At 70.6% G+C, this 15,364-nt stretch carries 14 protein-coding genes; 6 read left to right on the top strand and 8 right to left on the bottom strand.

Annotated elements, in window-relative coordinates; genetic code table 11:
* Nucleotides 1-58 precede the first annotated feature (58 nt).
* The 4 genes from ACZ6R6_RS01070 to dapA form a co-directional block, all read right to left on the bottom strand.
* Nucleotides 59-814: a helix-turn-helix domain-containing protein gene (locus tag ACZ6R6_RS01070; protein WP_470089130.1), complete on the bottom strand. Its 756-nt coding sequence runs from the start codon at nucleotides 812-814 to the stop codon at nucleotides 59-61.
* Between the two features lie 111 nt (nucleotides 815-925).
* Nucleotides 926-3,481, bottom strand: coding sequence for a DNA translocase FtsK (locus ACZ6R6_RS01065; RefSeq protein ID WP_470089128.1), 2,556 nt, complete (start codon nucleotides 3,479-3,481; stop codon nucleotides 926-928).
* A 181-nt stretch (nucleotides 3,482-3,662) separates the two neighbouring features.
* The gene (locus ACZ6R6_RS01060) at nucleotides 3,663-5,348 is read right to left on the bottom strand and encodes a ribonuclease J (protein WP_470089127.1); all 1,686 of its coding nucleotides are present in this window, start codon (nucleotides 5,346-5,348) and stop codon (nucleotides 3,663-3,665) included.
* A 165-nt stretch (nucleotides 5,349-5,513) separates the two neighbouring features.
* Nucleotides 5,514-6,440, bottom strand: a complete 927-nt coding sequence (gene dapA / locus ACZ6R6_RS01055) for a 4-hydroxy-tetrahydrodipicolinate synthase (RefSeq protein ID WP_470089126.1) — start codon at nucleotides 6,438-6,440, stop codon at nucleotides 5,514-5,516.
* A 492-nt stretch (nucleotides 6,441-6,932) separates the two neighbouring features.
* Here dapA and ACZ6R6_RS01050 point away from each other — a divergent pair, with 492 nt between their 5' ends.
* On the top strand, nucleotides 6,933-7,658 hold the full coding sequence (locus tag ACZ6R6_RS01050) for a GntR family transcriptional regulator (RefSeq protein WP_470089124.1): 726 nt from the start codon (nucleotides 6,933-6,935) through the stop codon (nucleotides 7,656-7,658).
* On the opposite strand, the gene ACZ6R6_RS01045 is transcribed toward ACZ6R6_RS01050, so the two are convergent.
* On the bottom strand, nucleotides 7,655-9,187 hold the full coding sequence (locus ACZ6R6_RS01045) for an FAD-dependent monooxygenase (protein WP_470089122.1): 1,533 nt from the start codon (nucleotides 9,185-9,187) through the stop codon (nucleotides 7,655-7,657). The genes ACZ6R6_RS01050 and ACZ6R6_RS01045 overlap by 4 nt on opposite strands.
* 77 nt (nucleotides 9,188-9,264) lie before the next feature.
* Between ACZ6R6_RS01045 and ACZ6R6_RS01040 the strand changes: the two genes are divergently transcribed.
* Entirely contained in the window at nucleotides 9,265-9,894 is a 630-nt protein-coding gene (locus ACZ6R6_RS01040; protein ID WP_470089121.1) for a TetR/AcrR family transcriptional regulator, read from the top strand.
* A 208-nt stretch (nucleotides 9,895-10,102) separates the two neighbouring features.
* On the opposite strand, the gene ACZ6R6_RS01035 is transcribed toward ACZ6R6_RS01040, so the two are convergent.
* Nucleotides 10,103-10,474, bottom strand: coding sequence for a DoxX family protein (locus ACZ6R6_RS01035; RefSeq protein ID WP_470089119.1), 372 nt, complete (start codon nucleotides 10,472-10,474; stop codon nucleotides 10,103-10,105).
* Between the two features lie 83 nt (nucleotides 10,475-10,557).
* Here ACZ6R6_RS01035 and ACZ6R6_RS01030 point away from each other — a divergent pair, with 83 nt between their 5' ends.
* Together ACZ6R6_RS01030 and ACZ6R6_RS01025 are read left to right on the top strand one after the other, a co-directional pair.
* Nucleotides 10,558-11,430 carry a LysR family transcriptional regulator gene (locus ACZ6R6_RS01030; protein WP_470089117.1) on the top strand — a complete coding sequence of 291 codons (873 nt, stop codon included), beginning with the start codon at nucleotides 10,558-10,560 and terminating at the stop codon, nucleotides 11,428-11,430.
* A gap of 386 nt (nucleotides 11,431-11,816) precedes the next feature.
* The gene (locus tag ACZ6R6_RS01025; RefSeq protein ID WP_470089116.1) at nucleotides 11,817-12,458 is read left to right on the top strand and encodes a JAB domain-containing protein; all 642 of its coding nucleotides are present in this window, start codon (nucleotides 11,817-11,819) and stop codon (nucleotides 12,456-12,458) included.
* Nucleotides 12,459-12,869: 411 nt separating this feature from the next.
* On the opposite strand, the gene ACZ6R6_RS01020 is transcribed toward ACZ6R6_RS01025, so the two are convergent.
* Nucleotides 12,870-13,163 carry a hypothetical protein gene (locus ACZ6R6_RS01020; RefSeq protein ID WP_470089114.1) on the bottom strand — a complete coding sequence of 98 codons (294 nt, stop codon included), beginning with the start codon at nucleotides 13,161-13,163 and terminating at the stop codon, nucleotides 12,870-12,872.
* A gap of 138 nt (nucleotides 13,164-13,301) precedes the next feature.
* Here ACZ6R6_RS01020 and ACZ6R6_RS01015 point away from each other — a divergent pair, with 138 nt between their 5' ends.
* Both ACZ6R6_RS01015 and ACZ6R6_RS01010 read left to right on the top strand, forming a co-directional pair.
* Nucleotides 13,302-13,787 (top strand): winged helix-turn-helix domain-containing protein, encoded by a 486-nt coding sequence (locus tag ACZ6R6_RS01015; RefSeq protein WP_470089113.1) that lies wholly within the window; start codon nucleotides 13,302-13,304, stop codon nucleotides 13,785-13,787.
* 50 nt (nucleotides 13,788-13,837) lie between these two features.
* Nucleotides 13,838-14,374 carry a GntR family transcriptional regulator gene (locus tag ACZ6R6_RS01010; RefSeq protein WP_470089111.1) on the top strand — a complete coding sequence of 179 codons (537 nt, stop codon included), beginning with the start codon at nucleotides 13,838-13,840 and terminating at the stop codon, nucleotides 14,372-14,374.
* Between the two features lie 23 nt (nucleotides 14,375-14,397).
* On the opposite strand, the gene ACZ6R6_RS01005 is transcribed toward ACZ6R6_RS01010, so the two are convergent.
* Nucleotides 14,398-15,351 carry a helix-turn-helix transcriptional regulator gene (locus ACZ6R6_RS01005; protein WP_470089109.1) on the bottom strand — a complete coding sequence of 318 codons (954 nt, stop codon included), beginning with the start codon at nucleotides 15,349-15,351 and terminating at the stop codon, nucleotides 14,398-14,400.
* Nucleotides 15,352-15,364: the final 13 nt, after the last annotated feature.

Genomic DNA, 15,364 nt, shown 5'->3' with positions numbered 1-15,364 from the left:
CTCGCTGCGGAGCGGCCACCATCCTGTGGAGAGCGCCGCGGCGGACCGGGCCGCGGACCTAGCGCGGCCGGGGCGCGGGGGCCCCGTAGGAGCGGGTGAGGACCTGCCCGGAAGGGCCGGCGGTGCCGAGGTTCTTCCCGTTCATCCGCACGAGGAAGGCTCCGCCGTCGCCGAAGGTGACCTTCACCCCCTTCTTCGCCTTCCAGACGGAGGTTTTACCCGCCTCCAGCATGCCGGAGAAGAGTTTGCGGCCGCCCGCCTCCGTCACGTCGATCCAGGACGAACGCTCCGCCCTGACCTGGAAGACGACCACCTCGCCCTTCTTGCCGGTCGCCAGCGACGCCGCCTGGCGCGACGGGCTGGGCGCGGCCGATGCGGCCGGCGGCGGCACGGCCGGCACCGCGGCCGGGCGGACCTCCGCCGTGGGGGTGTCCTGGCCGCCCATCATCTTCACCACGCCGAACACCACGACGATGGCCAGCGCGACCGCCATCGCGGTCGTCCAGTTGGGCGAACGGCTCTCGCGGATCTTGATGGGCGTGTCGGCCTGGAAGACGCTGGCCGCCCGCACCGGCAGCGGCACACCCCCGTGCAGCTCGTCGTATCTGTGCACCATGGTCTCGGGATCGAGCCCGATGACCTTGGCGATGTTGCGGATGTGTCCGCGCGCGTAGAAGTCCCCCCCGCACTGGGAGAAGTCATCCCGTTCGATCGCGTGGATCAGCGCCTCGCGAACGCGCGTGCGCGCGCTCAACTGTCCGACGGTCAGACCCGCCGCCCGACGCGCCTCTGCCAGATCGCTGCCAATGCTCATAGCGCACGCCCCCCAGCCCCCGACGTTGCGTAGTGGGTCCTATTCAACCAGTAATCGAAAGGGGCTCGTGCGGTGGGGGTCGTTCTCCGCGCAGGTCAGCCGCGACGGGGGTCATTCACCGCCGCGCAGGTCGGCGAGGAGGCCGGGGAGCTCGTCGGGTTTGACCATCACCTCCCGGGCCTTCGACCCCTCGCTCGGCCCCACCACGTTCCGGCTCTCCAGCAGGTCCATCAGGCGGCCCGCCTTGGCGAAGCCCACCCGCAGCTTGCGCTGGAGCATCGAGGTCGAGCCGAACTGGGTGGTCACGATCAGCTCGGCCGCCTGGACCAGCAGGTCGAGGTCGTCGCCGATGTCCTCGTCGATCTCCTTCTTGGCGGTCGCCGCGGCGGCCACGTCGTCGCGGTATTCGACCTGCATCTGGGCCTTGCAGTGCGCGACGACCTCGGTGATCTCCTTCTCGGAGACGAAGGCGTTCTGCAGCCGCATGGGCTTGCTGGCGCCCATCGGCAGGAACAGCGCGTCACCCTGGCCGACCAGCTTCTCCGCGCCCGGCTGGTCGAGGATGACCCGGCTGTCGGCGAGGCTGGAGGTGGCGAAGGCGAGCCGGGAGGGCACGTTGGCCTTGATCAGGCCGGTGACGACGTCCACCGACGGGCGCTGGGTGGCGATCACCAGGTGGATGCCGGCGGCGCGGGCGAGCTGGGTGATGCGGACGATGGAGTCCTCGACGTCGCGCGGGGCGACCATCATCAGGTCGGCGAGCTCGTCGACGATCACCAGCAGGTAGGGGTAGGGCTGGTAGACCCGCTCGCTGCCCGGCGGCGGCACGAGCTTGCCCGCGCGCACCGCCTTGTTGAAGTCGTCGACGTGCCGGAACCCGCTGGCGGCCAGGTCGTCGTAGCGGCGGTCCATCTCGCCCACCACCCACTCCAGGGCCTCGGCGGCCTTCTTGGGGTTGGTGATGATCGGCGTGATGAGGTGCGGGATGCCCTCGTAGACGCTGAGCTCGACCCGCTTGGGGTCGACCAGCACCATGCGGACCTCGTCCGGGGTGGCGCGCATCAGGATCGAGGAGATGAGGCCGTTGACGCAGACCGACTTGCCGGCGCCGGTGGCGCCCGCGATGAGCAGGTGCGGCATCTTGGCGAGGTTGGCCACGATCGTGCGGCCCTCGACGTCTTTGCCGAGGCCGACGATCATGGGGTGCTGGTCGGCCTGGGCCACCTGGGAGCGCAGGATGTCGCCCAGCGACACGAGGTCCTTGTCGGTGTTGGGGATCTCGACGCCGATGGCCGACTTGCCGGGGATCGGGCTCAGGATGCGCACGTCCGCGGACTTGACCGTGTAGGCGATGTTCTTGGTGAGCGCCGTGACCTTCTCGACCTTGACGGCCGGGCCGAGTTCGATCTCGTAGCGCGTCACCGTCGGCCCGCGGGTGAAACCGATCACCTGGGCGTCGATGGCGAACTGCTCCAGCACGCTGGTCAGCGCGTTGACCACGACGGTGTTGGCCTTGGTCTGCGGCTTGGGCGCGCTGCCCGGGCGCAGCAGCTGCGCGTCGGGCAGCGTGTAGGGGCCGGCCTGCGGCGACAGGACGAGCTGCTCCACCTTGCGCGGCGCCGGGCTCGGCTCGGGCGGCTCGGACCTGCGGGCCGGAGCCTCCTCGTCCTCCCCCACCAGCCCCGGCACGATCTCCGGGGAGTGGTCGGCGTGCTCGGGGGGCTCGGCCGGCCGCCTGCCCTGCGGTTCGGTGACGACCGGGGTGTCGTACGGCTTGACGTTGTCGCCGACCTCCGGCCCCTCCTCCGGCTTCTTGCGCGCGGTCCGCTTGCGGGGCTCGCGGGGCTTGGCCGGGAGGTCGCGGTTGAAGAGCATGTGCTTGATCTCGGCCAGCCGCTCCGGGATCCGGTGCACCGGGGTGGCGGTGATGACCAGGACGCCGAAGCCGGACAGGATCAGCATCAGCGGGATGGTGACGAAAGCCGGCAGGATGCTCGCCGGAGGCGCCGAGACGACGAAGCCGATCATGCCGCCGGCGGCCGACACCTTGTCCATGCCGTTGGGTCCGCCCCCCGAGGGGTACGGCGTGTCGTGCACGATGTGCACGACACCGAGGACGCCGACGGTGAGCGCGGACCACCCGATGCTCATCCGGCCGGTGTCGGCGTTCTGGTCCGGATGGCGCAGCAGCCGCCAGGCCAGCAGCGCCAGCAGGATCGGGATCAGCCAGGCCAGCGATCCGAACACCCCGCGCATGACGGCGTTGACCACCGCCGAGACCGTGCCCGTGCTCTCCCGCCAGGTCATCGCGGCCAGCACGATCGCCCCGGAGAACACCGCCAGGCCGAGCCCGTCGCGGCGGTGCACCGGGTCGAGTTCCCGCGCGTTCTGTCCGAGGGCGCGCGCCGCGCTGCCGATGCCACCGGCGAGCAGCATCCAGATCCCCATGAACAGCTTGCCGATCATGGTGAAGACCCAGCCGATCGGGTCCTGGTTCGGCGTGGCGGACCTGCGGGCCGGGGCCGTCGTCCTCGCCCGCGCGGTGGAGGACCGCCTGGCGGGGGCCGTACGGGACGGGCGGGGTCCGGACCGGCCAGCGGACCCCTTACCAGTGGCCCCCTTGGCGGGGGTCTTACCTGAGGCGCCTTTAGACGTACGGGTGGCCATGATAGTGAGGCTAACGAGACGGATGGTGGATCGCGCGGAGGCTCGCCGTGACGGCGTCTCACCGGTTCCGCCTCCGGCCCGGCCGGCGGCGGAACCGGCCTCACAGGGGAGCGAGCCGCCGCCCGCGGTGGGGCGGCGGCGGGCCGTGGGCGGCCGGTGGGGCCACCGTACGGCGGGCGGGTCAGACCTCGATCACCACGGGGATGATCATCGGTCGGCGACGGTAGGTGTCGCTCACCCAGCGCCCGACGGTCCTGCGGACCACCCTGCGGATCTGCTGGACGTCCACCACCCCGTCGGCCGTGTGCTCCTCCACGGCCTTCTCGATCTGCGGAATGACCTCCTCCAGACGGTCGGGGTCGATGCCCGATCCCCTGGCGTGGATCTCCGGGCCGCCGGCGAGCTTGCCGTTGGCGGTGTCGACCACGATGACGACGGAGATGAAGCCCTCCTCGCCCAGGATCCGTCGGTCCTTCAGCGCGTAGTCGGTGACGTCGCCCACCGAGGTGCCGTCCACGTAGACGTAGCCGGCCGAGACCGCACCCACGATCTTCGCGCGGCCGTCGAGCAGGTCGACCACGACGCCGTCCTCGGCGATCACGATGTGGTCGTCGGGCACCCCGGACAGCGCGGCGATCTTGGCGTGCGCCCGCATGTGCCGCCACTCGCCGTGCACCGGCATGAAGTTGGACGGCCTGGTCACGTTGAGCAGGTAGAGCAGCTCGCCCGCGGCGGCGTGCCCGGAGACGTGCACCTTCGCGTTGCCCTTGTGCACCACGCGGGCGCCCCACCGGGCCAGCCCGTTGATCACCTTGTTGACCGAGGTCTCGTTGCCGGGCACCAGCGAGGAGGCCAGCAGCACGGTGTCGCCCTCGGCGACCCTGATCGGGTGGTCGCGGTTGGCCATGCGCGACAGCGCGGCCATCGGCTCGCCCTGGGACCCGGTGCAGATCAGCACCACGTCCTCCGGCGGCCAGGTCTCGATCTCCTTGGAATCGACGATCAGGCCCGTCGGCACCTTCAGGTAGCCGAGGTCGCGGGCGATGCCCATGTTGCGGACCATGGAGCGGCCGACCAGCGCGACCTTGCGGCCGTGCTTGTGCGCGGCGTCCATGACCTGCTGGACGCGGTGGACGTGGGAGGCGAAGCTCGCCACGATCACGCGCTTCTGGGCGGTGCGGACCACCTCGTCGATGACCGGCGCGATCTCCCGCTCGCTGGTGACGAAGCCCGGCACCTCCGCGTTCGTCGAGTCGGACATCAGCAGGTCGACGCCCTCGGCGCCGAGCCTGGCGAAGCCGCCCAGATCGGTCAGCCGCCCGTCGCTGGGCAGCTGGTCCATCCGGAAGTCGCCGGTGTGCAGCACGATGCCCGCGGGCGTGCGGACCGCGACGGCCAGCGCGTCCGGGATCGAGTGGTTGACCGCGAAGAACTCGCACTCGAACGGCCCGAACCGGTGCCGCTCCCCCTCGACGACCTCAAGCTTGGACGGTTGGATGCGGTGCTCGGTGAGCTTCGCCTCGACCAGCGCCAGCGTCAGCTTCGACCCCACGACCGGGATGTCGCGGCGCTCCCGCAGCAGGTACGGCACGGCGCCGATGTGGTCCTCGTGCCCATGGGTCAGCAGCACGGCCTCGACGTCGTCCAGGCGGTCCCGGATGTATTCGAAGTCGGGCAGGATCAGGTCGATGCCCGGCTGGTCGGGCTCGGGGAACAGCACCCCGCAGTCGATGATCAGTAGGCGGCCTTCGTACTCGAACACCGCCATGTTGCGGCCGATCTCACCGAGACCGCCCAGCGCGACGATGCGCAGCGCGCCTTCGGGCAGCACCGGCGGCGGCCCGAGTTCGGGGTGGGGGTGACTCATGCGGCCACACCTCTCTCACAAGCGTCGGCGGAGCCTCTGTCCGGCAGGAATGCTCCCTCGCCGAGCACTCCGGTCTCCAGCGGACCGCTGTGTCCTCTGTCGCTCAAACTCCCGTTCCTCCCCACTGCGGCCGATACTGGCCGCTACGTGCTTTCTCATGCCTTCTCATGACACAACCCCGTCGGACAGCTTCACGCCGCCCGCGATCAAGTCTTCTCTCAGCCGCGCGACCTGCTCTTCGGTGGCCTCCACCAACGGCAGTCGCGCCGGTCCCGCGGACCGCCCCACCAGGTTCAGCGCCGCCTTCGCCATGATCGCACCACCGGCCTGCGTCATGATCCCGGAGATCACCGGGAGCAGCCTGCGGTGGACGTCGAGCGCGCCCGAGACGTCGCCCGAGCGGTACCGCGCGATCATCGCGGCGATCTCCGCGCCGACGACGTGCCCGACGACGCTGACGCATCCGACGGCCCCGACCGACAGCCACGGCAGGTTGAGCGTGTCGTCGCCCGAGTAGAACGCCAGGTCGGCGGCCGCCATCACCTGCGATCCGGCGAACAGGTCGGCCTTGGCGTCCTTCACCGCGACGATCCGCTCGTGGCGGGCCAGCCGCAGGAGGGTGCCGGTCTCGATCGGCACGCCGCTGCGGCCCGGGATGTCGTAGAGCATGACCGGCAGGCCGGTGGCGTCGGCCACGGCGGTGAAGTGGCGGTAGAGGCCCTCCTGCGGCGGCTTGCTGTAGTACGGCGTCACCAGCAGGAGGCCGTGGGCCCCGGCGCGTTCGGCGTCGCGGGCCAGTTCGACGCTGTGGTGGGTGTCGTTGCTGCCCGCCCCGGCCACGACGGCGGCGCGGTCGCCGACCGCCTCGACGACGGCGCGCAGGATGCGCTCCTTCTCGGCGTCGGAGGTGGTCGGGGACTCGCCCGTGGTGCCGCTCACCACGAGGCCGTCGTTCCGCTGCTCGTCCACCAGGTAGGTGGCCAGGCGCTGCGCTCCCTCGTAGTCGACCGCGCCGTCATCGGTGAACGGCGTGACCATGGCGGTCAGCATGCGACCGAAGGGTGCGTCGGAGGTTCCAGTTGGCGCTGCCATAGACCGAACGGTACCCGGATCCACCCATACGGTGGACCCCGCCACCCCGCCTAGCCTCGGTACACCGATGCACTCAAGGGTTGATATCCCCTGAGACGCCTCGTTTCACGCCGTAAAGGCGGATATAACGTGCCGATCGGCGACGCCGCTCCCCCTTCCGGCGAGCACGGCCGCCGGGAGGGCAACGAGGATCACAATTTTGTCCCCATAAGGGCAAAAAAAGAAGTAACAGGATTCATGTCCGCTTCCAGGCGGCCGACGCCCTCCGCAGACATGAAAGAAGCCGCCGATATGTGCTCGGGGGTACACACATCGGCGGCCTCTACCGTTGAATCGCGGGCGCTTACGCGGGTGTTACACGGTCTCTGAGATATTTTCGGGCACTTCTCCGAGCCCCCGCAAAGTTGGAGCTCCAAATCGGGGCCATTACCCTGAGTTGTCCATCGAATACGACAGGATGGGACGACGCCTGTCGAACCCAGGGATGGACACGTGGCAACCTCCGATCCGGTCTACCTGCGCGTCGTCGCCGACATCCGCCGTCAGATCGTCGACGGCTCCCTCTCCCCCGGCGCGCCGATCCCCTCCCGCGCCCAGCTCACCCGCAAGTACGGCGTGGGCGAGACCGCCGCCCGCCACGCGCTGCGCGTGCTCGCCGCCGAAGGGCTGGTCGTCGGCCGGGTCGGCTCCGGCCACTACGTCCGGGCCCAGCCCGTACTGCTCCCGCTGCACCGCTGGCGCCTGCCCGACCACCACTCCCCCTTCGGCGCCGAGATCCAGGCGCAGGGCCCCCGCGCCTCCTGGGAGCGGCGGGCCGAGCCCGCGGAGGCCACCCCGGAGATCGCCCAGCGCCTGCGCCTGGACGACTCCGCCCCGGTGACCCGCACCCGCCACGTCTTCCGGGGCGACGGCAGGCCGGTCCAGCTCGCCACCTCCTACGAGCCCGTCGAGTTCAGCGAGCCCGCCGCCGAGGAGCACCCCCGCGGCCTGATCGCCCGGCTGTCCGCGCTCGGCGTCAAGATCACCGAAATAGTGGAGGAGGTCTACACCCGCGTCCCCCAGCCCACCGAGAGTGACGCCCTCGCCCTGCCGACCGGCGTCCACGTCCTCCACGTCGAACGCACCCACTGGGCCGGCGACCGCCCGGTCGAGACCAGCGACATCGTCATCCCCGGCGACCGCTTCCGCCTGGTCTACGCCCACTGCCCGCAGCCCTAGGCGACCGGTGCGCCGAGCCACGCGCGCAGGGCCGTCTCCAGCGCGCCGGGATCCACCCGGCCGGCGTCGGCCGCCCAGGCGACGACCCCGTCCGGCCGCACCAGCAGCCCGGCCAGCTCGGGCCGGTCGGGCAGGGCCCCGGTGACCACCTTCAACCGGTCGCCATAGCCGTCGGCCGCCGCCCGCAGCTCCCCCGCCGGGTCCAGCAGCAGCGCCCGGCCGTCGTGCAGGTGGTCGGCGAGCCTGGAGCCGTCGGCCAGCCCGAGGTCCGGCGCGCTGCCGCCGATCAGCCGATGGTCGCCGGGAAGGTCGTAGCGCTGCCAGACCCCGGAGATCTTCTTGACGAAGTAGGTGGTCCCGGTGACGGTCTCCGCCAGCTGGGCCACCACCTCGCGCAGCGCCCGGGCGTGCGGATCGGGGCGCATCAGCGCGATCTGGGCGCGCGTCCAGTCCAGCACCCAGGCGCCGATCGGGTGGCGTTCGGCGGTGTAGGTGTCCAGCAGACCCTCCGGAGCCCGGCCGCGCACGGTGGCGGCGAGCTTCCAGCCGAGGTTCACCGCGTCTCCGAGACCCAGGTTCAGCCCCTGGCCGCCGAAGGGCGAGTGGACGTGGGCCGCGTCACCGGCCAGCAGCACCCGCCCGAGCCGGTAGGTGGTCGCCTGACGGGCGTTGTCGGTGAACCGGGTCGCGGTCCTGACCCCGGTCACGACGGCGTCGACCCCGCTGACGTTCCTGATCGACGCCTGCAGCTCATCGGCGGTGACCGGGGCGTCCCGGTCGGCCGGAGCGCCGCCGAACTCCACGGTGAGGACGCGGCCGGGCATCGGGCCGTGCGCGTAGACGCCGGTGGGGGTGGCCTGCCAGCCCGCCCCCAGCGCCTCGGAGCCCTCCATCTCCACCATGGCCTGGTAGGCGGTGATCTCCGGGCCGGTGCCGGGGAAGTCGAAGCCGGCGAGCTTGCGGACCGTGCTCCTGCCGCCGTCGCAGCCGGCCAGCCAGCGGCCCCGGATCCGCCCGCCGTCCGTCATGACGGTCACCCCGTCGGCGTCGGCCTCCAGGCCGGTCAGCTCCACGCCCCGGCGCACCTCGACCCCGAGCTCGGCGGCGCGCAGGGCCAGGAGCTCCTCGAGCTGCTGCTGATTGACCATGCCGACGAGATCCGCGGGGCCGTGCCCGGCCAGCTCCGGGTCGGACGGGTCGAGCCGGTCGCCGCTGAGCATGATCCCCGCGAAGTGGCCGGCGAACCTCGGCGGCGCCTTGGCGGGCCCTCCTTCGGGGAGCCGCTGCCGCATGAACGCGGCGTAGCGCTCCAGGTTCTCCTCCTGGGCCCGCTGCAGCGCGGGCAGCAGACCGCGCCGGTAGAGCGCCTCCACGCTGGGCGTGTTCAGCGCGCCGGCCTTGATGGTGGGGTCCATCTCGGCCAGCCGCTCCAGCACCACGACCGAGACGCCGCCGAGCCGCAGCTCGCAGGCGAGCATCAGCCCCACGGGGCCGCCCCCGGCCACCACCACGTCAACGTCGTACGACATGCCAACCTCCCGGAGAATTCACTACCGTCGCTAAAAACTTACTGTGACTAGAAGTTTTTATCAACTATAGTGATTCCGTGAGCTATGAGCCTGGACTCCGCGAGCGGAAGAAGCAGCAGACCCGCAAGGCGATCTCGGACGTGGCCTCCGGCCTCTTCATCCGGCACGGGTTCGACAACGTCACGGTCGCCGAGGTGGCCGAGGCGGCCGACGTCTCGACGAAGACGGTCTTCAACTACTTCCCGAAGAAGGAGGACCTCTTCCTCGACCGGTTCCCCGAGGCCGCCGAGCTGATCACCCGCGCGGTCCGCGAGCGCCCCGAGGGCGAGGAGCCGCTGGCCGCGCTGCGCCGCATGCTGCTGGACCTGCTGGAGCGGCGCCATCCCCTGGGCGGGGTCGGCGACGGCTACCAGTTCTTCTGGCAGGTCATACTCGACTCCCCGGCTCTGCAGGCACGGGCCAGGGAGCTGGTGGACGGCCTGGAGGACCTGCTCGGCTCGCTGTTCGCCGAGACCTCCGGAGCCGGTCCCGGCGACCCGTGGCCCCGGGTGGCGGCGGCACTGGTCGTCTCGGCCTACCGCACGACCTACGTCACCACCGCCCGCAGGATCCTCGCCGGCGAGAGCTTCGACGACGTCATCGACGACCACATCGCCCTGCTGAACCGGGCCTTCGACGCCCTGGAACGGGCGCTGACCGCCCGCTGACGCCGCTCCGACCCGTACCGCGTCTCCCCATCGGCCCGTACGGCGGCCGCCACCGTCGGCGGGTCGGCCTGGACCGACCCGCCGACGGTGGCGGAACTCGAGGAGATCGACATTCGGGAAGGGAACTGATCGCGATCGGTTCAGCCCCCGCCACCCTGCGACGGATCGCGGAGACCTCCCTTCTCGGCATGGAGGCGTCGGGCGGTTCTCAGAGCGGCCACGACTTCAGACGCCCCCACACGACGATCGCCGCGATGGCGAGCACGACCAGGTTTCCGGCGATCAGATGCACCTCTCCTCTGCCCAGATGCGTGACCGTGGCGCCAGCCATGATGATCACCAACCCCGCAGCGGCAAGCGGCGTCAGCATGGTCGCGATCCCGGTGATCCCGGGCAGGATGAGGCCCAGCGCACCGCAGATCTCCAGGACCCCGATTCCGGCGACCTGGAGCCGGGAGAAGTCCTCCACCCATGGCATCAACCCGGTCAGGGCCTCGAGCGGCCTGGTGAGCTTGAGGCCACCCGCGGCGAGGAACAGCAGGGACAGCAGTCCCTGGAACACCCACAAGACGATAGACACGGCCCCTAGTCCACACGGACGCCGACTCGACCGTCCAAGACCGGTTCCCACTCGTCCGATAGGCTCCGCCTATCATTGCCGGAATGGCATGGGACCTCCACCGGCTGCGTTATTTCCAAGCAGTGGCCGAAGAACTGCATTTCGGCCGGGCAGCCCGCCGGTTGCACATCGCTCAGCCGTCACTGAGCCAGCAGATCAAGGCTCTGGAGAAGGCGGTCGGCACTCCTCTCCTGGAGCGCACCCCGCGCGGGGTGCTGTTGACGCCTGCGGGAGCGGCAGCGCTGGACGCGGCGCGAGATCTGCTCGCGAGTTCCGAACGGCACCTGCGTCACGTCCGGGATCGCGCCTCCGGCTCCGAGTCCGCACTCAGGATCGGGGTGTCCACAGGAATAAGTTCCGGCCCGCTGAGTCGAGTGCGCGCCGCCGCGACGGCCGCAGGAGTGAAGACCGCCTTCCACGACGCCACCTGTGCGCAGCAGACCGATCTGCTGCGCCGAGGCGAGCTCGATCTCGGGCTCCTTCTCGAACCCGTGGAGGACACGGACCTGCGTCTGCTCCGTCTGGCCGACGAGCCTCTGGGCGTGATCACCGGTAACCGGTCGCGTCTTCCGGATGGGCTCTCGGCGGACGACCTCGCCGGCAAGCGCCTGCTCTGGTTCGCCCGCGAGGAGGCCCCGGGCTACTACGACCATGTACTGGACGCCTGCACGATGGCCGGATGGCGGCCCGAGGTCCAGGTGTGCCCGAGTCGGCGGCTCAGCACCATCGTCCTGCTGCTCACCGCCGAACCCGACCTGGTCTCGCTGGTTCCCGCCGCCAAGGCCGTACATCCCGAGCTGGTCTGGCGCCCCCTCCGTCCTGCCCCGCGCCACCGCGTCGCCCTGGCCTGGCACGCCCACGACGGCAGGGAGGCCGTCAGGCGCCTGCGTGAAGCACTGGCCCGCGATCCGGACTGAAGCGGGTGGCTCCTCCGCTCCCTGAAAGAGCGGCTTCTCGCTAAGCCGCTTCCGCAGCCCGGCGAAGGGCAAGCCCTGCCCTGAGAATGTTGACGGCCGCGTTCACGTCGGCGTGCGCGGCATGCCCGCACGCCGTACAGGCGAACTCGGCTTGGGTTTGGGTGACGCGGGTCGCCGCCCCCCGCCTCTCCCACGGGCAGGACGCGCATGGCCATGCTCGTGCTGATGGCCTTGCGAACGACCCCGTTCTTCCCTCGGGCAGGGCGCACGCCGGTGTCCGTGAAGGACGCCGGGGCACGGCCCGTCCTTCGGGCCGGAATGTCGGTGCCGCCTGGTACAACCGAGCTGGTTTTCCAAGCCGGAGGTGCCGATTGCGCGTCAAGGACATGCCCCCCAGCGACCAGCCGCGCGAGCGGCTGCTGTCCGGTGGCGCGACCGCGCTGGCCGACCGGGAGCTGCTCGCCCTGCTGATCGGCTCGGGCAGCCGGGGCACCAACGCGGTCGAGCTCGCCTCCCACCTGATCGCCCACTGCGGCGACCTGCGCGGCCTGGCCCGTTCCGACGCCCACCGCCTGATGTCGGTCCCCGGCATCGGCCCGGCCAAGGCCGCCCGGGTCGTCGCCGCCTTCCACCTCGTACGGCAGGCGCAGTCGGAGCCGGAGCGCCGCCGGATCACCTGCTCGGGAGACCTGGCCGCCGTCGCCTCCCCGCTGCTGCGCGGCCTCGGCCACGAGCGCGTGGTCGTCGTGGTCTGCGACCCGAGCGGCGCGGTGACCCGCAAGGCGATCGCCAGCGAGGGCGGCAGCGACCACGCCCCGGCTCCCGTCCGGGAGATCATCACCACCGTCCTCACCTCCGGCGGCGCCTCCTTCGGCCTGGCCCACAACCACCCCAGCGGCTCCCTCGAACCCAGCCCGGCCGACCTGGAGGTCACCGTCCGCCTCCGCGAGGCCGCCGAGACCGTCGGGATCCGCCTCCTCGACCACGTGATCGTCACCGACACCGCCTGGCGCCGCATCGCCGCCTGACGGCGGCCCGGCCGGGAACCGCCCGCCCGGCGTCGGCCCAGGTGGCCGGCGGCCCCGCTCGACGCCGGCCCGGGTGGACGGCGGCCTCCTGAAGGGCGGTTCCACATGAGGGTCTCGCTTGGTGAGGGGCTCGCTTGGCGGTGACCCCGTGCCACCCGGTTGACACGGGACCACCGCCGGTCCTCAGCGGTCGGATTGTGGGATGCCCGCTGAGGACAGCACCCCGGCGGGTGATGGGAAGGGAAGCCCACCGGGGAGTTTCACGTGGTGGCCCCGCGTCCGCCCTTCAACGGACGCGGGGACCACCGCCCTGCCTCCCCGACCGTCATGGCCCGTCGGAGAGGCAGGGAGCTCATGGGACGCCCGGGCGGAGCGACACGCGCCCCGCAGCCGAGCACGGCTGTCCGGCCGTCAACGGGCGCTGCCCATCAGCAGGCGGAGCCACAGCTCCTCCACCTGGCGCGAGAGCGCCCAGGGCGACTCGTGCACGGTCACCGCTCCTCTCAGCCGATGCGTCCGCCGTACGAACATCAATCCGCCTGCCTGACACAGCTCGTAGAAGGTCGCCCGGCAGTCACAGGTGTGCTCCTTCACCCGCACCCGATCGGCCCTCGGCCGCTCCGGCCGCCAGTCGATCAGCTCGTGCACCGCCTGCAACGGCCCGAGATGATGCCCGTGATGCCGCTCCTTCCACACCACGGCCACCACTTGTCCCCTCAGTCCTCGCGCGACCTCTCAGGCAGCTTAGTTCACCTTAATCCCAGTGGTCCACTACACCTATTCATTAGTTGAGCAGACGTCTAGATTCTGGCTAGACGTACCTTTTGGTCTATCATGCGGGGCATGCTTGACCGTGAGGGCCCAGTGCCGGTGTACAAGCAGGTCGCCGAGATGATCCGCACGCGCATCGTGGCCGGCGACCTCGGACCCGGCGAGGCCGTGCCCAGTGAGGCCGAACTCGAGATCGAGTACGGCATCGCCAAGACGACGGCACGCCGAGTCGCGCGAGAACTCCGAGAGCAAGGTCTTGCGTACACAGTCCAGGGGGAGGGCACCTTCGTCGGCGAACCGGGAACTCCACGACCGGCCGACCAGATTCCCGTTTATCAGCAGATAGCGGCGGGGATTCGAAGCCAGATCGAGGCGGGCGAACTGCTACCGAACCGGCGCATCCCCAGCGAGAAGGAACTGATGCGCAAGCATGGTGTCGCGAAGGCCACGGTGCGCCAGGCGATGGCCTTCCTGCGCGATCAGGGGTGGGTGTTCACCGTGGAGTATCGCGGCACGTATGTGTCGCCCGCCGAAAACTGGCCCGGCCCGACAAAATAACCAAGATATCCACAAAGCGGTCACCATAGGTCTAGCACTCATATCAATTGGTGGAGTTCACCACCCCATGGCTTGGGCCGCCCCGCTACCGTGTGGCTGTGCTGGATCGCGAGGGCGACACCCATCTGTACGTTCAGATAGCCGACGTCATTCGGCGACGCGTTCTTGGAGGTCAGCTCGCTCTCGGCGATGCCGTACCGAGTGAGGCCGAACTGCGGAGCGAGTTCGGCGTCGCCAGGACGACTGCCCGGCGAGCGGTCAGGATGCTCCGGGACGAGGGTCTCATCCATACGGCACAGGGCGAGGGCACGTTCGTCGGCCCGCCCGGCCAGGCCCGGCGTGAACCGAAGAAAGCACCGCTCTACCGGGCGATCGCCGACGACCTGGCCGGTCGCATCAGACGCGGCGACCTCAAACCCCGGCGCCCCATACCGAGCGAGAGCACTTTGATGCAGCAGCACGGTGTCGCCCGGGAGACGGCGCGTCGCGCGGTCGGTCTCCTCCGGGAGCAGGGTTGGGTCTACACCGTGCCCCATCGCGGCACATACGTGTCACCCGCCGAAGACCGGCCCGACTCAGCGCGATGAAGAAACACCCCCTGGGTTCCCGGTCAGTCGTGGGCGACCGCGTCGGCGAAGCGGGTGGACAGCCTGCGGATGTGCCGGACGAGTTCGGGTGGTGACTCGACCTCGAAGTCGGCGTCGAGCGTGCTCAGCACGAGCACGACGGGGTCGAAGGAGTCCGCGGCGAGTTCCAGCAGGCAGGTGTGGTCGTCGACAGGGGTCACCATTCCGTTGACGCGCGCGGCGACCTCGGCCGCGGAGGCGTGCACCCGCAACCGCGCGCGCAGCGGCCACATCTCGAAGCCCATCGTTCTGCGCAGGTAGGCGGCCACGTCACCGTCGGGGGGCTCGCGGTGGGCGAACCGAGGACCGTTGGGCGTCCGCAGCGAGATCCGGTCGACCCGGAAGGTGCGCCAGTCCGCCCGTTCGACGTCCCATCCGACCAGATACCACCTCCGCCCCCAGCAGACCAGACGATGCGGCTCGACGGCGCGGCGGGACTCGGTCTCGTGGTGGCTGACGTAGTCGAAACGGAGCAGCTCACCGGCTCGGATCGCGGCCGAGATCGCGGTGAGCGCCGCCGCCTCCACGGTGGGCTCGCTGCCCGGCGGCATCGTCACCACCGCGCCCTTCAGCGCGACCACCTGGGGCCGCAACCGGGACGGCAGCACCTGCTCGATCTTGGCCAGGGCGCGCAGCGAGGCCTCTTCGGCCCCCGACACATGGCCCGCCGCCGTGGTGTGCAGCCCGACCGTGACCGCTACCGCCTCCTCGTCGTCCAGCAGCAGCGGGGGCAGCGAGGCGCCGGCGCCGAGCCGGTAACCGCCCACCGGCCCCTTCCAGGCGTGCACCGGGTATCCCAGCTCACGCAACCTGTCGACGTCGCGGCGGACCGTTCTGGTCGTGACGCCCAGCCGCCCGGCGAGTTCCGTTCCGGACCAGTCACGGCGCACCTGCAGCAACGACAGCAGCCGCAGCAGTCGAGCGGAAGTCTCCAGCATTCCTCCACTGTCG

Source organism: Streptosporangium sp. NPDC048886, assembly GCF_055586905.1.
The sequence above is the reverse complement of the archived record's forward strand: the minus strand, read 5'-3'. Positions and strand labels throughout refer to the sequence as shown.

What these genes read in the sequence shown, in the direction of transcription:
- ACZ6R6_RS01025 (WP_470089116.1), top strand. Translation starts at nt 11,817, where the DNA reads ATGCCCCCCAGCGACCAGCCGCGCGAGCGGCTGCTGTCCGGTGGCGCG.
- ACZ6R6_RS01015 (WP_470089113.1), top strand. Translation starts at nt 13,302, where the DNA reads ATGCTTGACCGTGAGGGCCCAGTGCCGGTGTACAAGCAGGTCGCCGAG.
- ACZ6R6_RS01005 (WP_470089109.1), bottom strand. Translation starts at nt 15,351, where the DNA reads ATGCTGGAGACTTCCGCTCGACTGCTGCGGCTGCTGTCGTTGCTGCAG.
- ACZ6R6_RS01070 (WP_470089130.1), bottom strand. Translation starts at nt 814, where the DNA reads ATGAGCATTGGCAGCGATCTGGCAGAGGCGCGTCGGGCGGCGGGTCTG.
- ACZ6R6_RS01030 (WP_470089117.1), top strand. Translation starts at nt 10,558, where the DNA reads ATGGCATGGGACCTCCACCGGCTGCGTTATTTCCAAGCAGTGGCCGAA.
- ACZ6R6_RS01045 (WP_470089122.1), bottom strand. Translation starts at nt 9,187, where the DNA reads ATGTCGTACGACGTTGACGTGGTGGTGGCCGGGGGCGGCCCCGTGGGG.
- dapA (WP_470089126.1), bottom strand. Translation starts at nt 6,440, where the DNA reads ATGGCAGCGCCAACTGGAACCTCCGACGCACCCTTCGGTCGCATGCTG.
- ACZ6R6_RS01060 (WP_470089127.1), bottom strand. Translation starts at nt 5,348, where the DNA reads ATGAGTCACCCCCACCCCGAACTCGGGCCGCCGCCGGTGCTGCCCGAA.
- ACZ6R6_RS01065 (WP_470089128.1), bottom strand. Translation starts at nt 3,481, where the DNA reads ATGGCCACCCGTACGTCTAAAGGCGCCTCAGGTAAGACCCCCGCCAAG.